At 73.0% G+C, this 15841-nt stretch carries 14 protein-coding genes; 8 read left to right on the forward strand and 6 right to left on the reverse strand.

All coding sequences use genetic code 11. The annotated features are described in order from the left end of the window. Positions 1-4: 4 nt before the first annotated feature. From ACN27G_RS35015 to ACN27G_RS35035, 5 genes are all read right to left on the reverse strand, one after another. Positions 5-961 carry a 4-(cytidine 5'-diphospho)-2-C-methyl-D-erythritol kinase gene (locus ACN27G_RS35015; protein ID WP_421496905.1) on the reverse strand — a complete coding sequence of 319 codons (957 nt, stop codon included), beginning with the start codon at positions 959-961 and terminating at the stop codon, positions 5-7. Then, positions 958-1134 (reverse strand): hypothetical protein, encoded by a 177-nt coding sequence (locus ACN27G_RS35020; RefSeq protein WP_421496906.1) that lies wholly within the window; start codon positions 1132-1134, stop codon positions 958-960. Before ACN27G_RS35020 ends, ACN27G_RS35015 begins: the two co-directional genes overlap by 4 nt. 32 nt (positions 1135-1166) lie before the next feature. Further along, entirely contained in the window at positions 1167-2138 is a 972-nt protein-coding gene (rsmA, locus tag ACN27G_RS35025) for a 16S rRNA (adenine(1518)-N(6)/adenine(1519)-N(6))-dimethyltransferase RsmA (RefSeq protein ID WP_421496907.1), read from the reverse strand. A gap of 159 nt (positions 2139-2297) precedes the next feature. Beyond that, positions 2298-3254 (reverse strand): ABC transporter ATP-binding protein, encoded by a 957-nt coding sequence (locus tag ACN27G_RS35030; protein ID WP_421497589.1) that lies wholly within the window; start codon positions 3252-3254, stop codon positions 2298-2300. Between the two features lie 451 nt (positions 3255-3705). After that, positions 3706-4776 carry an ABC transporter ATP-binding protein gene (locus ACN27G_RS35035; protein WP_421496908.1) on the reverse strand — a complete coding sequence of 357 codons (1071 nt, stop codon included), beginning with the start codon at positions 4774-4776 and terminating at the stop codon, positions 3706-3708. Between the two features lie 217 nt (positions 4777-4993). Here ACN27G_RS35035 and ACN27G_RS35040 point away from each other — a divergent pair, with 217 nt between their 5' ends. The 7 genes from ACN27G_RS35040 (at position 4994) to ACN27G_RS35070 (ending at position 13011) form a co-directional block, all read left to right on the forward strand. Continuing rightward, positions 4994-6199: a dipeptidase gene (locus tag ACN27G_RS35040; RefSeq protein ID WP_421496909.1), complete on the forward strand. Its 1206-nt coding sequence runs from the start codon at positions 4994-4996 to the stop codon at positions 6197-6199. Beyond that, positions 6199-7812 carry an ABC transporter substrate-binding protein gene (locus ACN27G_RS35045; protein WP_421496910.1) on the forward strand — a complete coding sequence of 538 codons (1614 nt, stop codon included), beginning with the start codon at positions 6199-6201 and terminating at the stop codon, positions 7810-7812. Before ACN27G_RS35040 ends, ACN27G_RS35045 begins: the two co-directional genes overlap by 1 nt. An 85-nt stretch (positions 7813-7897) precedes the next feature. After that, positions 7898-8863: an ABC transporter permease gene (locus ACN27G_RS35050; RefSeq protein ID WP_421496911.1), complete on the forward strand. Its 966-nt coding sequence runs from the start codon at positions 7898-7900 to the stop codon at positions 8861-8863. Beyond that, positions 8860-9834 (forward strand): ABC transporter permease, encoded by a 975-nt coding sequence (locus tag ACN27G_RS35055; RefSeq protein WP_421496912.1) that lies wholly within the window; start codon positions 8860-8862, stop codon positions 9832-9834. The genes ACN27G_RS35050 and ACN27G_RS35055 overlap by 4 nt, the downstream gene beginning before the upstream one ends. An 8-nt stretch (positions 9835-9842) precedes the next feature. Continuing rightward, positions 9843-11009 (forward strand): M24 family metallopeptidase, encoded by a 1167-nt coding sequence (locus tag ACN27G_RS35060; RefSeq protein WP_421496913.1) that lies wholly within the window; start codon positions 9843-9845, stop codon positions 11007-11009. Beyond that, a complete protein-coding gene (locus ACN27G_RS35065; RefSeq protein WP_421496914.1) occupies positions 11006-11917 on the forward strand; it encodes an alpha/beta fold hydrolase in 912 nt (303 codons plus the stop codon). Before ACN27G_RS35060 ends, ACN27G_RS35065 begins: the two co-directional genes overlap by 4 nt. Continuing rightward, positions 11914-13011, forward strand: coding sequence for an Lrp/AsnC family transcriptional regulator (locus ACN27G_RS35070; RefSeq protein WP_421496915.1), 1098 nt, complete (start codon positions 11914-11916; stop codon positions 13009-13011). Before ACN27G_RS35065 ends, ACN27G_RS35070 begins: the two co-directional genes overlap by 4 nt. Before the next feature lie 79 nt (positions 13012-13090). On the opposite strand, the gene ACN27G_RS35075 is transcribed toward ACN27G_RS35070, so the two are convergent. Continuing rightward, the gene (locus ACN27G_RS35075) at positions 13091-13999 is read right to left on the reverse strand and encodes a TatD family hydrolase (protein WP_421496916.1); all 909 of its coding nucleotides are present in this window, start codon (positions 13997-13999) and stop codon (positions 13091-13093) included. Positions 14000-14340: 341 nt separating this feature from the next. Here ACN27G_RS35075 and ACN27G_RS35080 point away from each other — a divergent pair, with 341 nt between their 5' ends. After that, positions 14341-15648, forward strand: coding sequence for a hypothetical protein (locus ACN27G_RS35080; RefSeq protein WP_421496917.1), 1308 nt, complete (start codon positions 14341-14343; stop codon positions 15646-15648). The last annotated feature ends 193 nt before the right edge of the window (positions 15649-15841 follow it).

Here is a 15841-nt window from a genome sequence, read left to right on the forward strand (position 1 = left end):
GGGCTCAGCCGACCCGGGCGCCGGGGACCGGACCGTACGCGGTGCGGACCGCCCGGCACAGGCCGGAGGCGTCCAGTTCGGCGGCGACCCGCTCGGCGTGCCCGCCGTCGCCGGCCAGGAAGACACAGGTGGGCCCGGAGCCGGAGACGATCCCGGCGAGTGCCCCGGCCGCCTCGCCCACCTTCAGGGTCTCGGCCAGCGCCGGGCGCATCGAGAGCGCGGCGGCCTGCAGGTCGTTGCCGAGCGCCCGGCCGAGCCGGGCCGGGTCCCGGCCACGCAGCGCGGCGAGCAGCGCGTCGGCACTGCGCAGCGGCGGCGGGGCGGCGTGTTCGGCGCGGAGCCGGTCCAGCTCGCGGTAGGCGGCCGGGGTGGAGAGGCCACCGTCGGCGATCGCCACCACCCAGTGCCAGGTGACCGGTCGGGCCAGGATCGGGCTGACCGTCTCGCCGTGGCCGGTGCCGAGCGCGGTGCCGCCGTACACCAGGAAGGGGACGTCGGAGCCGAGCCCGGCGGCGACGCCGGCCAGCTCGTCGCGGCCCAGCTCCGTGCCCCAGAGCGCGTCGCAGGCGACCAGCGCGGCGGCGGCGTCGGCGCTGCCCCCGGCCAGGCCGCCGGCGAGCGGGATCTGCTTGCGCAGGTGCAGCCGGGCGTGTGCCGGCACCCCGACGTGCGCGGCCAGCGCCCGGGCCGCCCGGATCACCAGGTTGGTCTCGTCGAGGGCCAGTTCACCGGCGCCCTCGCCCTCCATGGTCAGGGTGAGGGTGTCGCCGCGCCGGGCGGTCAGCTCGTCGTGAATGGAGATCGCCTGGTAGACCGTGTTCAGCTCGTGGTAGCCGTCCGGCCGCAGCGGGCCGACCCCGAGATGGAGATTGATCTTCGCCGGGACCCGGACCTTGACCGGGCCGGAGATCCTCGGCCGCGGACGCTCGTCGGAGTCGCCCGGCCGCCATGCCTCGGTCATGCAGCGCTGTCCCGCACCCGCACCCGCAGCCGCAGCCGCAGCCGGGCCCGCAGCCGCAGCCGGGCCTCGCACGGCGTGGCCGGCGCCAGCACGTCGACCGACCCGGCCACCGGCGCACAGCGGTCGCCGACCAGCCCGCACGCGTACGCGGAATCGACGGGCTCGGCCGTCACGCCGACCACCTCCTGCCACACACGCCGTCAGCCTACTCGCCGGGTCCCCCGGGTCCGCCGGGTCCGCCGGGTCCGGGGGGTCCGGGGGGTCCGGGGGCCGACGCGGCGATCGCGGCGAACTGGGTGACGGTCAGCGACTCGCCCCGGGCACCGGGATCGACCCCGGCCGCGACCAGCGCCGCCGCCGCCCGGTCCGGGCCGCCGGCCCAGCCGGCCAGCGCCGCCCGCAGGGTCTTGCGGCGTTGCGCGAACGCCGCGTCGACCACCGCGAAGACCTCTTTCCGGGGTACGTCGTCCCGGGGCGGCTCGCGGCGGGTGAAGGCGACCAGCCCGGAGTCGACGTTGGGCACCGGCCAGAAGACGTTCGGAGGCACCCGGCCGGCGGGGCGGGCGGCGGCGTACCAGGCGAGTTTGACCGACGGTACGCCGTAGGTGCGGGAGCCGGGGCCGGCGACCAGCCGGTCGGCCACCTCCTTCTGCACCATCACCAGCCCGTGCCGCAGGCCGGGCAGCTCGGCGAGCAGGTGCAGCACCACCGGCACCGCGACGTTGTAGGGGAGGTTCGCCACCAGCGCGGTCGGCGCGGGAGCGGTCGGCGCCGGGGCCGTCGGCGGCGGAGCGGTCGGGGCGGGAGCGGTCGGCGCCGGGGCACCGAGGTCGGCGGCGGTGATCCGCAGCGCGTCGGCGGGGTGCACCGTCAGCCGGGTCGCGCCGTCCGGGCCGGTGTGCCGGCGTACCGTCTCCGGCAGCGCCCCGGCCAGCACCGGGTCGAGTTCGACGGCGTGCACGTGCCCGGCGACCGGCAGCAGGCCGAGGGTGAGCGAGCCGAGCCCCGGCCCGACCTCCAGCACCACGTCGTCGGGGGTGAGCGCGGCGGCGGTGACGATCCGGCGCACCGTGTTGGGGTCGTGCACGAAGTTCTGGCCGAGCCTCTTGGTCGGCTGTACGCCCAGCAGGGCGGCGAGTTCCCGGATCTCCGCCGGTCCGAGCAGGTTTGCGGCCACGCCCTCCGAGGGTACGGGTCGGCACGCCGCCCCCAACGCCCGCCCGCCCCGGCCGCGGCACGGGCTGCGCGACCTCGACCTGTACCTCAAAGGCGTTATCCGAGAACGTTGACGCCTCTGATGTACAGGTGAGCGAGCACGACGCCGTGGAGGTGAGGGCTAGGGCGTACCGGCGAAGTGGCAGGCGGCGACTCGGGCGGTGGCCGGGTCGGTTTCCGGGACGCGCAGTGCCGGCTCCTGCTCCGTGCAGATCTGCTGTGCCATCGGGCAGCGGGTGTGGAAGCGGCAGCCGGACGGCGGGTCGACCGGGCTCGGCGGGTCACCGGCCAGCACGATCCGCTGCCGGCCGCGCTCCCGCGGATGCCGTACCGGCACGGAGCCGAGCAGCGCCCGGGTGTAGGGGTGGGCCGGATCCTGGTAGACGGTGGCGGCCGGGCCGAGTTCGGCGAGCCGGCCCAGATACATCACCGCGACCCGGTGCGAGACGTGCCGGACCACGCCGAGGTCGTGCGCGATGAAGACCAGCGCGATGCCGAGCCGCTGCTGCAACTCGGCGAGCAGGTTGACCACCTGGGCCTGCACCGAGACGTCGAGGGCGGAGACGGGTTCGTCGCAGACCACCACCCGGGGCTCGGTGGCCAGGGCCCGGGCGATGCCGATCCGCTGCCGCTGCCCACCGGAGAACTCATGCGGGAACCGTCGCATCATGTCCGGGGCCAGCCCGACCATCTCCAGCAGCGCGGCGACCCGGTCCCGGCGGGCCGCCGCGCCCCGGACCAGCCGGTGCACGTCGAGCGGTTCGGCGACCACGTCCAGGATCGTCATCCGGGGGTTGAGCGAGGTGACCGGGTCCTGGAAGACCATCTGCACCGCGCGGCGCAGTTCCCGGCGGCGGGCACCCCGGGCGGTGCCGACGTCGAGCCCGGCGTAGCGCACCTGGCCGGAGTCGGGGCGTTCCAGCCCGACCAGCAGCCGGGCGAGGGTGGACTTGCCGCAGCCGGACTCGCCGACCACGCCGAGCGTCTCGCCGGCCGCCACGGCCAGGTCCACCCCGTCCACCGCGTGCACCCGGGACCGGCCGCCGAGGCTCCGCCCGGCCCGGTAGGACTTCCGCACGCCGGTGGCGACCAGCAAGGGCTCACCGCCGGCCCCCGACGGACCTCCGCCCGCCGAGCCGGCGATCCCCGAACCGGCAGTCGGCAGACCGGCGGTCACCGGGCCGGTGGTCGACGAGCCGGCGGTCACCGGGCCGGTGGTCGACAAGCCGCTCGTCGGCAAGCCGGCGGTCACCGCGCCGGCGGTCGACAAGCCGGCGGTCGACAAGCCGGCGGTCACCGGGCCAGTGGTCGAGGGACCGGCCGAGGCGGAGAGCACCGTCGGCAGGCCGGGTGTGCCGGACCGCTGGCCGGGTGTGCCGGACCGCTGGCCGGGTGTGCCGGACCGCTGGCCGGACGGACCGGAGCCGCTGGTGGACGGACCGGAGCCGCTGGTGGACGGACCGGAGTCGACGGTGGGCGGCGTGGACCCGGCCGGGCCGGAGGAGGCTGCGCCGGGCCCGGCCGGGTGGTCAGAGGATGACATCGGCGGCCTCCTCGGCGTGGTGGCAGGCGGCGGTCCGGCCGGGTGCGGCGAGCGGCCGCCGCTCCGGGCGGGTGCCCACGCACTCCTCGGTGGCCCGGTCGCAGCGCGGGTGGAAGGCGCAGCCGCTCGGCAGCGCCAGCAGGTTCGGCGGGCTGCCCGGGATAGGCCGCAGCCGGTCGCCCGGCTGGGCCAGATCGGGTACGGAGCGCAGCAGCGCCGCCGTGTAGGGGTGGGCCGGCCCGTCCAGCACCTCGGTCACGGTGCCGGTCTCGACGATCCGGCCGGCGTACATCACGGCGACCCGGTCGGCGATCTCGGCCGCCACCCCGAGATCGTGGGTGATCAGCAGGACACCCATCCCGAGTTCGTCGCGGAGCCGGTCGACGAGTTGCAGGATCTGCGCCTGCACGGTGACGTCGAGCGCGGTGGTGGGCTCGTCGGCGATGAGCAGTCGGGGGCCGAGGGCGACCGCCATGGCGATCAGGATCCGCTGCCGCATCCCGCCGGAGAACTGGTGCGGATAGTCGCGTACCCGGCGGTCGGGGGCCGGGATGCCGACCAGCCGGAGCAGTTCGGCGGCCTCGGCCCGGGCGGCGCGGCGGGAGAGCCCTCGGTGCAGCCGGAAGACCTCGCCGAGCTGGTCGCCGATCGAGAGCACCGGGTTGAGCGCGGAGAGCGCGTCCTGGAAGACCAGCGACATCGTCCGGCCGCGCAGCTTCCGGACCTGCTCCGGCCCGGCGCGGGTCAGGTCGTGCCCGGCGACCACGGTTCGCTCGGAGCGGACCCGCACGCCGCCGCCGTCGAGCAGTCCCATCACGGCGCGGGCGGTGACGGACTTGCCGGAGCCGGACTCGCCGAGCAGCACGAGCACCTCACCGGCGGCGATGTCGAGGTCGACGCCGCGTACGGCGGGTACGGTGCCGCGCCGGCCGGTGAAGGTGACGTCGAGGCCCCGGACCCGCAACGCGGCCGGCGCGTCGGCCGCGGCCTGCTGGCCGGCTGCCGTCGTCGGGTCGGGGTCGGATGACCGCTGGGAGCTTTCCACCTCGCTCGTCACTACACCTCCCGAATTTCCGTGATGTTTCCCGGCGTAACGATTTCTGGCAAGCCGCCCATGTTCTGCGCCGGAGTTGGGCAACATGTTGACACGCTGCGCCTGATCCTGGCAATCTCTGCTCCCACATCGCCGACATTGCACACCCAGTTCAGGTCACGGCGCCGAAATCCACCGCGCGACCGGCGACCCCTGGGACGACCCGAAGGAGGGGAGCGGCGTGCTCGACCCGGCCACCCGCTACACCGGATACACGTCCTACAGCTACCTGGAGGCAGGCGCCGACTACCGGGAGTTCACGCTCGCCCCGGAGATCGGCCGGGTGCCGGCGTACCAGGGAATCTCCCTCTCCGACGGGCAGCGGGACCGGGTCCGGCGGCTGCTCACCGACAACGTCGTCATCTCGCTGCACGACCATCCATCGGTCTTTCCGGAGGAGATCGGCCAGACCGTCGACTACAACCGGACCGCCCGGCACCACACCGGCTATGCCGGCCTGGCCCGCTCCGGGATGACCGCGGTCTTCGACAACATGATGGACGGCACCTGCTGCGTCACCAGCCAGATGGGCTGGAAGTGGACCGATGTCGTCGCCGACCTCGGGATGCGTCTCTCCGACCTGGCCCACCAGGACTACCTGATCCGGGTCGAGAAGCTGGCCGACATCCGGTACGCCCACGAGACCGGCCGGATGGGCCTGGTGCTGGCGACCGAGGCGGCCACGATGATCGAGAACGAGCTGGACCGGATCGACATGCTCTACGGCTTCGGCGTCCGGCAGATGGGCATCGCCTACAGCGAGGCGAACACCCTGGGCAGCGGCCTCAAGGAGCGCGGCGACGGCGGGCTGACCTACTTCGGCGAGAAGGCCGTACGCCGGATGAACCGGCTCGGCATCGCCATCGACGTCTCGCACTCCGGGGATCGTACGTCGATGGACGTCATCACCGCCTCCACCAAGCCCATCTTCATCACCCACGCCGGGTCGCGTACCGTCTGGCCGACCAACCGGATGAAGCCGGACGAGGTGATCCGGGCCTGCGCCGAGCGCGGCGGGGTGCTCGGCCTGGAGGCCGCGCCGCACACCACGCTCTCGCCGGCCCATCCCGAACACAGCATCGAGTCGGTGATGGACCACTTTGTGCACTGCGTCGACCTGGTCGGCATCGACCACGTCGCCTTCGGGCCGGACACACTCTTCGGCGACCACGTCGGCCTGCACGACACCTTCGCCGCGCACCTCTCCATCGCCGAGGCGCACGGGCACGTCGAGCACCCCCGCGTGCCCTACGTCGACGGCCTGGAGAACCCGGCCGAGTGCTACTGGAACATCGTCTCCTGGCTGGTCGGCCACGACTACTCGGACGACGAGATCGGCAAGGTCCTGGGGGGCAACATCATGCGCGTCCTTGAGGAGGTCTGGTGATGCGTACATTCCGGCGCGCCCTCGCCGTGGCGGCGGGCACCCTCTCGATAGGGCTGGCGGCAACCGCCTGCTCGCCCAGTAATCCCGACAGCGACGCAGGCGGCGGCAGCGGCGGCTCGGCGGACCGGATCACGATCGGCACCACCGCCGACGTGCTCAACTACAATCCGCTGGTCGGCAACAGCCGCACCGACACCTGGGTCACCAACCTGATGTATCCCCGGATGATGAGCATGGGGATGGACGGGGTCCGCTCGCCCTACCTGGCCAGCGAGTGGGAGTACCTCGACGGCGGTCGCAAGGCGAAGTTCACGCTGCGGGACGACTTCACCTGGAGCGACGGGGAGAAGGTGACCGCCGAGGACGTGGCGTTCACCATCGACGCCGTCGCCAAGGAGAAGATCGGTGTGGTGGCGGGGCTGATCTCGTCGTACCAGAAGTCCACGGTCATCTCCCCGACGGAGATCGAGTTTCAGCTCTCCCAGCCGGACGGGACCTTCCTGGAGAACGTCGGCTTCTGGATGCCGGTCGTGCCGGAGCACGTCTTCGGCAAGGTCGGCAGCGTGCAGAAGTTCGCCAACGACTCCGACTGGGTGTCGGCCGGGCCGTACAAGCTGACCACCGTGGAGCGGGGCCAGCGGTACGTGCTGGAGCGGATGGAGAACTTCCCGCTGGTGGAGGGGGGTCCGAAGGCCAGGGAGGTGGTCTTCCGGGTCTTCCCCGACGTCAACACCGAGGCACTGGCGCTGCGCAACGGCGACATCGACATGATCGCCAACGCGCTGCCGCCGCCGCTGGCCAAGACCCTGGAGGGCGACAGCAAGATAAAGCTGGTCACGGTGCCGTCGCTGGGCTGGGCGCACATGCAGTACAACACCGCCCGCAAGCCACTGGACAAGCTGGAGGTACGGCAGGCGCTGGCCGCCGCGGTCGACTACGAGGCGATCCGCCGGGTGGCGTTGCAGGGCAAGGCCGTGTCGTCGAACTCCTCGGTGCTCACCCCGACGCTGAAGCAGTGGCAGGACCCGTCCGCCAAGGAGTACGCGCACGACCCGGCCAGGGCGAGGACGCTGCTGACCGGCGCCGGCTTCGCCGACGGCAACGGTGACGGGCTCTTCGACGGGCTCAGCCTGCGGATGATCTACGACCAGGCCGACCCGAACATCTCCAAGTGGGCGCAGCTGGTCCGGGACTCCAGCAAGGAGGCCGGGATCGAGATCAAGCTGGAGGGCCTGGAGCGGAACACGTACGTGGAGAAGTACACCGCGCGGGACTACGACATCTACGCCGGCTCGTGGGCGATCATGGAGAACCCCCCGGCCAACCTGGCGCTGGCCTTCAAGTGCGAGGGCTTCATCAACTACGCCAACGCCTGCGACCCGGAGCTGGACACCCTGATCGACCAGGCCCGGTCGCAACTGGACCAGGCCGCCCAGAAGGCCCCGATCCAGCAGGCCGCAAAGATCATCACCGACAAGGTGTACGACAACGTCCTCTACGTCGAGGAGTTCACCATCGCGCACTCGGCGGAGTGGTCCAACTTCCTGGTCCAGCCGAGTGAGCTGCTCTCCATCGTCAACCCTGTCTCCGTGGCCCAGGCCACGAAGAGCTAACCCGAGGGTTGTTAGGAAGGGCCCCCGCTACAACAGAAAGCGATAACGGGGGGCCCTTCCTTACACCTCAGCTTGAGGAGGAGACGTGTCTGCTGGGGCCCGGTTCGTCACGCGCCGGCTGCTGCGCGGGGTGCTGACGATGTGGTTCGCGGTGACCGTGACGTTCTTCCTGTTGCGGCTGCTGCCCGGCGATCCGGCGCTGGCGGTGGCGGATCCGGGGATGACCGAGGAGCTGCGGGCCGACCTGCTCCGCGACTACGGCCTGGACCGGCCGCTGGCGGTGCAGTACTGGGAGTACCTGACCCAGCTTCTCCAGGGCAACCTCGGGGTGTCGTTCCGGCAGAACCAGCCGGTGCTGGACATCCTGCTGGAACGGCTGCCCTGGACGCTGCTGCTGGCCGGCTCCGCGCTGCTGGTGACCGTCGCGCTCGGCATCCCGCTCGGGGTGGTCGCGGCGACCCGGGCCAGGGGCACCCTGGACCGGCTGATCCAGGTCGGCGGGATCACCGGCCAGTCCCTCTTCATCCCCAGCATCGGGGTGCTGCTGCTCTACGTCTTCGGGGTGCAGCTCGGCGTCCTGCCGATCGGCGGGGCGATGGGCGACGACGTCTACGGGCTGGCCGCGTACGGCAGCATCGCGCTGCACCTGGTCCTGCCCTGCCTCTCGCTGGTGCTGGTGCAGCTCGGCTCGTACGTGCTGACCCTGCGCAGCACGCTCATCGACGCGCTCGGCGAGGACTACTGCACGCTGGCCCGCGCCAAGGGACTGCCGAACCGGAAAGTGGTGTGGCGACACGCGCTGCGCAACGCGCTGCTGCCGACGACCACGCTGGTCGGGCTACAGCTCGGTTTCCTGGTCGGCGGGGCGGTGCTCACCGAGTCGATCTACGCCTACCCGGGGGTGGGCCGGGCCATCTTCGAGGCGGTGGGCCAGCTCGACTTTCCGGTGTTGCAGGGCGCGTTCCTGATGCTCGCCTTCGCGGTGATCGCCGCCAACCTGCTCACCGACCTCGCCTACGGACTGCTCGACCCGAGGGTGCGCACGTCATGACGACGACAGACCTGATCGTGCCGCCGCCCGGCGATACGCCACCGCCCGGCGACCGGCCACCACCCGGCGGGACACCGCCGCCGGGGGACCTGCCGCCGCCGGCCGCGGCTCCCGGCGGGGGCGGCGGGCTGCCGCCGTCCGAGTCGGTCGGGCGGCAGACCTGGCAGGCGTTCCGGCGCAACCCCCTCGGCCTGGCCAGCGCCGGGGTCCTGCTCCTGCTCGGCCTGGTCGCGGTCGCCGCGCCGCTGATCGCCGACTACCCCAGCGGGTACGGCGAGGAGGTGCTCGCCGGCCCCGGCGCCGGGCACTGGTTCGGCACCGACGACCTCGGGCGGGACGTCTTCGCCCAGGTGGTCTGGGGCACCCGGGTCAGCATCGTGGTCGGCCTGGCGGCCAGCCTGCTGGCGATCGTGATCGGCGTGCTGGTCGGGGTCGCGGCGGCGTACTTCCGCCCGGCCGACCTGGTGCTCGGGATGATCGTCGACGTCTCGCTCTCGCTGCCGGTGCTGCCGCTGATGATCCTGGTCGCCGCGCTGGCCGGGCCGAGCGTGCCGACCCTGGTGGTGGTGATCGCGGTCTTCAGCTGGCCGGAGGTGGCCCGGGTGGTCCGCTCGCAGGGGCTGGCCGTGGTGCCGATGCCGTACGTCTCGGCGGCGCACGTGATCGGCGGCTCGCACCTCTGGGTGATCCGCAAGCACGTGCTGCCCGGCGTCGCACCGGTGGTCGCGGTCTCGGTGGTGCTGACCACCTCCCGGGCGGTGCTCTCCGAGGCCGGGCTCTCCTTCCTCGGCCTCGGCGACCCGAACAGCTGGTCGTGGGGGACGATCCTGCACCAGGCGCAGCGCTCCGGCTCGCTCGCCACCGCCTGGTGGACCACGCTCTTTCCGTCGCTGGCCATCCTGCTGCTGGTGGTGGCCACCACCCTGCTCGCCGTGGCGTACAACGACGCCCGCAACCCGAGGACGAGGTGACGAGGCCGGTGCGACTGGCTGCTTCCTTCTACGCCACCCTGCACGAGACCGTCCGGGCCCAACTGGACCGGGCCGGGCTGGACGCGCTGCTGCTGGACGATCCGCTCGACGTGGCGTACCTGACGGGTTTCGCGCACTTCCCGAACGAGCGCCCGGTCGCCGCCTACCTGGCCCGGGACGGCGCCGTGCTGCTGCTCGTCCCGGACCTGGAACGGGAGTACGCGGCCGACCAGCGCGCCGCCGCCGAGCTGGTGGTATATCCGGAGTTCCCCGGTGAGCGGAGCCCGTGGCAGGTGCTCCGGGACGCGGTGCCGGCGCCACCGGTCCGGGCCGGCTACGCCCCCTCCACCTCGGTCGCCCGGGTCGCCGGCATCGGCGCCGCCTTTCCCGGTACGGCGTGGGAGTCGAGCGACCTCGTCGGCACGCTGCGGCTGCGCAAGACCCCGGAGGAGATCGCCCTGCACACCGAGGCGGCCCGGATCGCCGACGCGATGCTGGCCGAGGGGGTCCGGCTGGTCACCGGGGCGGTGGCCGGCGGCGGTGAGCTGCCCACCGAGACCGAGCTGGCCGGCCACGTCACCCGGTACGGCGCCGCGATGATGTACGCCGAGCACGACGACGTCGTGGTGGTGCCGATGCTCACCGGCGGCCTCGTCTACGGCGGCCCGAACTCGGCCCAGCCGCACCGGCTGCCCGGCGGCGACCGGCTGCGCTCCGGCGAGCCGTTCATGCTCTCGCTCGGCTGTGCCGTCGGCGGCCGGTTCGTGGAAAGCGAGCGGACCTTCCTGCTCGGCGGGGCAACGGCGGAGCAGCGCCGCTACTACGAGGTGGTCCGGGAGGCGCAGCAGGTCGGCACCGAGGCGCTGCGCCCGGGGGTGCGGTGCGTGGACGCCAACCGCGCCTGCCTGGAGGTGATCCGCCGGGCCGGGCTCGGGGAATACCTGCGGCACCGGCAGGGGCACGGGATCGGGCTCGGCTTCCACGAGCCGCCCTGGGTGGCCGACGGTGACGAGACGGTGCTGGAGCCCGGGATGGTGCTCTCCAGCGAGCCCGGGGTCTACGTACCCGGGCACGCCGGCTACCGGATCTCGGACACCGTACTGGTGACCGGCGACGGGCCGCGCCGGCTCACCGGCTATCCCCGGGACCTCGACGAGATCACGATCGGAGCATGACCATGACCAGCGGACCGACGATGGTGGAGATCAACGGCAACCGCCTCAACGTGCTGGTGCTCGGCGACGACGCCGAAGGGCCCGGTGGGACGGCCGGCGGACCCGGTGACGCGCCGGGGAAGCCGGTGATGATAGTGCATCATGGCGCGCCGGGGCTGGGTTCGATGGCGGAGCCGAGGGCGGCGTTCGCGCCCTACGCCGACGAGTACCGGGTGGTGGTCTTCGACGCCCGGGGATCGGGGGCGAGCGAGGGGAACGGGCCGTTCACCCACGAGCAGTGGGCCGCCGACGTGGACGGGCTGCGACAGTGGATCGGCGCGGAACGGATCGTGATGGCCGGCGGCTCCTACGGCGGCTTCGTCGCGATGGAGTACGCGATCCGCTATCCGGACCGGGTCGCCGCGCTGGTGCTCCGGGACACCGCCGCCGACAACGCCAACCAGGAGCTGGCGCTCCGCAACGCCCTCGCCTCGGCGCGGGTCGAGATCGACCGGGTGAAGCTGGACCGGATCATGTCCGGGACGGTCCGGGACGACGACGACCTGCGGGACTGCTGGGCGGAGATCCTGCCCCTCTACGACCACGACCTGGACTGGGCGAAGGTGCGGCAGCGGGTGGCCGACACCCCCTACCGGTACGCCACGCACAACTTCGCATTCTCCGTCAACCAGCCGAACTACGACATCAAGCCGTTGCTCCCCCGGATCTCCTGCCCGACCCTGGTCACCGTGGGTAGACACGACTGGATCACGCCGGTGGAGTGCAGCGAGACGATCGCCGGGCTGATCCCCGGCGCGAAGCTGGTGGTCTTCGAGCACTCCGGACACTCCCCGCAGCTCGAGGAGGCGGAGCGGTTCCAGCGGGTGGTCCGGGAGTTCCTGGCGGGCGTAGCGGCGTCGCGGGCATGATCCCCGGCGACGCGTACGACCTCGACCCGACCGACCGGCGCATCGTCGCCGCACTCCAGGTCAACGGCCGGGCGAGCTGGACGGACATCGCCCAGCTCACCGGCACCTCGGTCACCACGGTGGCCCGGCGGGCGCAGCAGTTGCTGGCCGACGGGCTGGTCAAGGTCGCCGCCGCGCCGCAGCCCGGCGGCGGCCCCGCCGACCTGCTGATCGTGCGGATCCGCTGCGCGGCCGGCAGTCAGCTCCCCGCCGCCCAGGCGCTGGCCGCGATGCCGGAGATCCGGTTCGTGGCACTGGTGACCGGCGTCTACGACCTGGTCGCCGAGGTGCTGGTGCCGAAGGGGACCAGCCTGCACAGCGTGCTGCTCAACGGCCTGCAGAAGATCCCCGGGATCCAGGGCAGCGTCGCCGACCTGGAGCTGCACACCTACAAGTCCACCCACGAGTGGTCCCGGCATCTGCTCGGCACGGAGAGCCAGCTCGTCGCCCCGCCGCCGGTGCACGACTGTCCACCGGCGCACCTCGACGAGCTGGACGAGCGGATCATCTCGGCACTGCGCGACGACGGCCGGAACAGCTTCCAGGCCGTCGCGGGCGGGCTCGGAGTCAGCGAGAGTACGGTCCGGCGGCGGTTCGAGTCGCTCTACAACGCCGGCTGCGTACAGGTGATCACGCTGGTGCCGGCGGCGGCGCTCGGCTTCGAGGCGGAGATCCTCTTCTGGCTCTCGGTGGCGCCGTCCCGGCTCGACGCGGTGGCCCGGGAACTGGCCGCGCTGCGCGGCGTCCGCTACGTCGCCGCCACGCTGGGCCAGGAGTCGCTGATGTGCGAGGTGATCCTGCCGAGCCACGCCGATGTCTTCGAGTTCACCACCAAGACCCTCGGCAGCATCGAGGGCATCCAGGCCTGGACGGCGGGGGTGCAGTTGCTCACCGTCAAGCGGGGCTTCGTGATCACCCCCTGGGCGGCCCGGCGGCTCGCCGCCGAGGGGCTGGGCGAGGCTCCGCCGCCGGCCGTGCCGACCGGCGGCGCCGCGACCGGCGGCAGCCCGTCCGGCAACGGCCGCGCCACCCGGGGCCGCCGGACCTCGGCCTGACCCCGGTGGCGGCCGGAGTCCGGCCTGACCGCCTGGGTCGGGGACGGCCGGAGTCCGGCCTGACCGGGACGCCGCGCGGTTACCAGGGGCCGAAGACCCGGTCGCCGGTCGTCGAGATCGCCGCGCAGAGCTCGTCGAGGTCGGCGCCGGTCGTCCCGGCAAGCGACCGGACGGTCAGCGGAATCAGGTACGACGCGTTCGGCTGTCCCCGGTGCGGCATCGGCGTCAGGTAGGGGGCGTCGGTCTCCACCAGGATCTGCTCCAGCGGGGTGACCCGGGCCGCATCGCGCAGCCCGACGGCGTTGCCGAAGGTGACCGTGCCGGCGAAACTCAGCAGGTAGCCGCGCCGGACGCATTCGGCGGCGAACTCGGCGTCACCGGAGAAGCAGTGCAGCACCACCGCCTCCGGGGCACCCTCGGAGTCGAGGATCCGGAGCACGTCGGCGTGCGCGTCCCGATCGTGGATCACCAGGGGCTTGGCGTACCGCTTGGCGATCGCGATGTGCGCCCTGAAGCTGGCCTCCTGGGCCGCCCGGCCCTCGTCACCGGTCCGGAAGAAATCCATGCCGGTCTCGCCGACGCCGCGTACCCGCTCCTCGGCGGCGAGCGACTCGATCTCGCGCAGCGCCTCGTCGAGGTCGGTGAGCCGGGGTGCCTCGTTCGGGTGCAGCGCCACCGTGGCCAGCACCGCCGGTTGCCGCCGGGCCAGTTCGGCACCCCAGCGGGACGAGGCGACGTCCACGCCGACCTGCACCAGCCGGTCTACTCCCACCTGCGCCGCCACCTCGACGGCCGCCGCGACCGGATCGGTGGGCCGGCCGTTGCCGCTCCACGGCGGTGTGCCGGCCTCGGAGAGGGTGATGTCGAGGTGGGTGTGACTGTCGATCACGGGTACCGGCAGCGGCTCGGGTACCGGGGGAAACTCCCGCGCCCGGCGGGCGGCCCGCTGGCGGCGGCTCTCGGCTGGCTGGCTCATCGCCGCCAGCATCACACACCGGCCCGGCCCGCCCTGCACACACCCGGCACGCCTGACCCTTCGGCACCCCCGGCACGGCGGCAGACGCCCGGCACGGCAGGCACACGCCAGGCACGGCGGGCACATCCGGCCCGCCAGCACACGCCGGCAGGGCGCCGGCTCGGGCGTCGGCGGAATGCGCGGCCGGCCGAACCGGCGGGTAGGGGCGAACCGAACCGGCGGGTAGGGGCTAGCCCGAACCGGCGCCGGCCGGCCAGCCGAACCGCCAGTTCGGTGCCGGCGTGCCCGGCGCATTCCCGGCCGGTAACCGGATGTTCACCGGGTCGGTGCCGATCGGTCTTAGCGTCGGCGCGGTGAGCGTGACCCCGCAGACCGGTAACGTGTCCCCGCCCGCCGGTGCGGCGACCGGGACGCCGGCCGGGCTGCGGGTCCGCTATGGCGACACCGGGTACCCGGCCGAGGAACTCGCCCGGGGTGCCGCGTACGAGCTCTTCAGCACCGCCCCGGTGCCGGACTTCACGCCGGACCGCCGCCCCGACGCCCGCTACCCCTGGCACCGGTACGCACACGCCAGCGAGGTGGAGCTGCTTCCCGACCGCCGCGCGACCGGCGCCGGCACCGGAGCGGGTGAGCGGGCGAACGGCCTCGGTGTGCCGGACACCCCGCTGATGGCGCCCCTGCACCGGGCCCGGAGCTGGTCGCAGATCCACACCCTCAGCCAGAGCCCGTCCGCCGCCCAGGACCCGCTGCTGCGTGCGGTGCGCGAGTCGGCGACCGTGCAGCGCGGCAGCCAGATGGTCAAGGCGCTCTCCGCCCAGCAGTTCGCCGGGTTCCTGTTGCGCGGCTGGCTGCCGTACGGCTTCTGCTACCGCGAGTACGACGTCGCGCACCTGCGGACCCCGACCGACCAGATGCTGCTGCGCACCGACGCCGAGGCCGGGCGGGCCGTTCCCGAGGTGGCGTACCTGCTGCGCTGGCGGGCGACCGACCCGATCGACTACGTGACGCCGCTGGCCGAGGGGCACCAGGGCCTGATGACGATGCCGCCGCACGACCGGGTCGGGCCGCCGGTGCTCGGCACCGGGTTCACCCCGAGCGGGCGGCACCTCATCCCCGAGTTCGTCACCCGGGACTTCGCCGACCTGCCGTTGCCGGCGAACGCGGCCCTGCTGGCGCACACCCCCGACGGTGACGAGGTGGTGCTCTACACGTACCAGCCGGAGCAGCGCGGCTGGCTGCGGATGGCCGGGCCGCGCTGGCGGCACCTGCTTGCGGCGGCGCCCGGGGTCCCGCCCGACCAGGAGTACGTCTCGACCGGCGACGCCATCCGGTCCACCCTGCTGATCGGCGGCTACCGCGGTCAGGAGCACGAGGCGGTCGCCGACCCGCCCGGCGAGTTCCGGGTGCTGGCGAGGACCCGGGCCGCCCGCTATCCGGTGGAGACCCTCACCCGCCGGGCCCGCTACGTCACCTGGCGCGACACCCGCTGCCTGGTGCTCCGCGAGGAGGGCGGCTGGTTGCGTGTCCGGCTCTGCCGGCCCGACCCGGACAACGTCGCGGCGCTCGGCGCGCAGTGCTACGAACGCGGCGTCTACGAGGCCTGGGCACCGGGGGTGGAGATCACGGACGACCAACTCGTCGACAACCCGTACACGCTCTGACTGGACGTTTGTTTCGCGTTCGCGTCAGTAGTGCCCGATTCGCATCTCGGCCTCGGTGACACAAATGCCGGACCTGACCTGGAATGAACGCATCCGATCCAGCTCTGCTCTGGCCGGAATCGACGCGTTTCACCCTGCGATCCTGTCTGATTCGCTTACGCCCGCAATCAGCGGACATAACGTCCGCCGAGCC

The sequence above is a fragment of the Plantactinospora sp. WMMB334 genome (assembly GCF_049179095.1).
GTDB lineage: Bacteria > Actinomycetota > Actinomycetes > Mycobacteriales > Micromonosporaceae > Plantactinospora.